The 2,603-nt window shown below is 44.9% G+C and carries 4 protein-coding genes; 1 reads left to right on the top strand and 3 read right to left on the bottom strand.

Going from position 1 to position 2,603, the window contains the following annotated elements:
• Positions 1-70: 70 nt before the first annotated feature.
• From ACEYW6_RS35960 to ACEYW6_RS35950, 3 genes are all read right to left on the bottom strand, one after another.
• A complete protein-coding gene (locus ACEYW6_RS35960) occupies positions 71-1,063 on the bottom strand; it encodes a hypothetical protein (protein WP_412983569.1) in 993 nt (330 codons plus the stop codon).
• Positions 1,064-1,237: 174 nt separating this feature from the next.
• Positions 1,238-1,567 carry a helix-turn-helix domain-containing protein gene (locus ACEYW6_RS35955; protein ID WP_242061236.1) on the bottom strand — a complete coding sequence of 110 codons (330 nt, stop codon included), beginning with the start codon at positions 1,565-1,567 and terminating at the stop codon, positions 1,238-1,240.
• A 154-nt stretch (positions 1,568-1,721) separates the two neighbouring features.
• Positions 1,722-2,066 carry a hypothetical protein gene (locus tag ACEYW6_RS35950; RefSeq protein ID WP_190901950.1) on the bottom strand — a complete coding sequence of 115 codons (345 nt, stop codon included), beginning with the start codon at positions 2,064-2,066 and terminating at the stop codon, positions 1,722-1,724.
• A gap of 88 nt (positions 2,067-2,154) precedes the next feature.
• On the opposite strand from ACEYW6_RS35950, the gene ACEYW6_RS35945 reads away from it, so the two are divergent.
• On the top strand, positions 2,155-2,603 hold a 449-nt coding region (locus ACEYW6_RS35945; protein WP_412983568.1), incomplete at its 3' end, for a hypothetical protein.

The raw sequence follows: 2,603 nt of genomic DNA, 5'->3' as shown, positions 1-2,603 counted from the left end.
CTTTACCGTATATACCGTGCTGTCTCCTAAATCCTTTACCAGCAAGCTTTTTGAGACTTAACGGGAAAAGTCAGATCGTATTTCCCCATTCTTGAGAAGGGCGCTGTTCAACCGCACGTTCTAATTCCTGAATGCGTTGCTGGAGTTGCTGATTTTCAATCTCCAGTTTCTTTAACCCTTCCATCTCATCCAGCCGTTGCTGTAACTGGATGTTTTGCTCTTTCTGCTGCTTGTACAGGTTTTGCAAGGATTGGATTTGCTCACTTACTTGTTCTTCTGCTCTGGTTGTGACTTCTGACTGTAATCCAATCCTCAATTCCTGCTCTAAGCGCTCTAACTCAAGCTTGTGTTGTTCTTCGAGCGCTGCGATCGCTTCAGAATATTCTTTAGGGTAAGTCCGCCCACTCGATTCGGACACAATTGCGTCATTTAAACCAGTCAAATCAGCATTGTTGATCAACAACCTTTCACCATCGCTGAAGGTGACAATCTGCTGATAGTTATTCGGTGCGTCTGCCTCAATTACTCCCGATTCGCCATAACGAGGGTGCGAAAGGGAAGAAACAGTGACAGAATTACACAATTGCGTTTTGACTTTTTCTTGTTTTGTGCTACTGGTTCTAGTGGGTGACGTATTTTTTGGAACAACCTTCTGAACTGCAAGAGCAAAATCGGCGGCAGTGGGGAAGGGTTTTTCTTTCGCTGCGATCGCTACGACTTCCTGTAACTTATCAGGAGTTTTGATCAAACAAAGCAGGGGGCGAGTTTGAGAAGGTTTAGTGATTTTTACCCTCAGTTCCTCTGGCAGGGTATCAACTATTTTCTTCGCAGACAGCAAATCCCTGACGCGGCGATATCCCCCGTGTTTAGTTAACTCGTTCTCGCAATAGTCTTCAAAGCTCTTGTGTCCACCATCAGAGTAATAGTGGTTGTCTCGCATAAGGCGCAGTTCATCTATTGCTTGCCACTCGAATTTGTCGATGGCAGTGAAGGTTTCCTGGATGCTGGCGTTGACAACACTGTAGTCCAGCGTCGTTGTTTGTTCGGGTTCTAGTGTCAGCATATCTCTTGCTCACTATGGTAAATGCTTGAAAGTTGAGGTGTTGCAGTTTAACCAAAGTGAACCGAGGAGATGCTGAAGGGTGTTTGCACAAAAATGTGTCAGCATTATAATAAGCTCACTTTGTGATCAACGGATTGAGCAGGCGATCGCGTTGCTTGGCGGCGGGCGATCGCTTTATGCTGCAATATCCTCAGTTACTTCTTTATCAGTTTTAGGAAGTTGGTGTTTTGCTATAGTGATTCCCTTACTTAGTTTCTGTTGATTTTTTTCCGCCTTCTCCGCATCGTTATCTGGGATATAAATCAGTAAGTCTCCAGGTTGACAATCAAGAAATTGACAAATATCGTTTAGCCGCTCAGGTGACATCCGAGGCATGGTATCAGTTTTCCGTAACCTGTAAACAGAAGTTTCGGTGATGCCGATACCTTCGGCCAGGTCTTTATTTCTGACTCTTTTTTGGGCCATGATTTCATTCAGCTTCCAGCGAATCACTCTTTTATCCATCGTCATTACTCCACAATCCTAATATTCATAGTGGAAAAACGATTAATCTTCTTTTAGCGTCTACAGCTTTATTATACACAAGACTACTATTAAAATAATTGGCACTACTAAAAATATTCGTGAGATGTTGACAAAATATACGCCTCACGTATATTTATAAATATAAGGGCAAGGGCAAGGGAAAGCAAACTGCCTGCACCCGGACGCAATAAAGGGTTTGCACTATCTGAACCTTGACAGCACAATCCAAAGTGACAGCTTGAGGAGCAACCGAGGCACTGGCACAACCAGAGAAGGCGAGGGGTACACAGCATGGAAATGGATTTGCACTGAATAAGAAATTACCAGCAGGACGACGGACGGCAGTTGAAGCGTTTGAAGTCATACACGTCGCCTGATACGCTGTATCTCCTGTATTGGTATCGCTCAAGTGCCACTGGCTTTGAGCCGCAAATATATGGCTACGCCAAATCTTTTTGAGAGCGTTGTGCTGAACCACAACGTTCTTTGCACACATAACAAAAGCGATCGCTCATGTCTGGAAAACTCAGCGATCGCTTTTTACCCTTTTACCAAGGAACTCTATTATGACTTATACAACACGTACACAGCAAGCACTTTCTAGTTCTTCTGTTGACGAGCAAGCCACAGCCCAAGCAGAACTGTACACCCACCTAGAATCCCAAGCCGAAGCTGTAGCCCCAACCCAAGACCCCCTGACTGCTCATGACCGTCGCATCATTGGCGAGATTATCCAAGTCCAACCCGAATCCGTTCGTACTATCTGGATAGAAGGCGGAATCACAGTATGGGTGCAGTTCGTGGAAGGCGGACGGCTCCCATTTGATCGCAACTGGTTCGCTACAAGAGTTGCAGAAGTCAAAGCAATGCTACCAGAAACATCACGGGAACGGAATCGACGACTGGAGTCCGAGTTGAAAAAAGCTTGCACTATTTTTGGTTTGTATCACGGTGAGATTGATTATCTAGTATTCAGTACGAAAGTTTATCGCCAGGGCAAGTTAGTTGGCTTCGT

Origin of the sequence: Nostoc sp. UIC 10607, assembly GCF_047228265.1 — a bacterium.
GTDB classification, from domain to species: Bacteria; Cyanobacteriota; Cyanobacteriia; order Cyanobacteriales; family Nostocaceae; genus Nostoc; species Nostoc foliaceum_A.
Note: the sequence above shows the minus strand (reverse complement) of the source record. Positions and strands in the feature narration are given on the sequence as shown.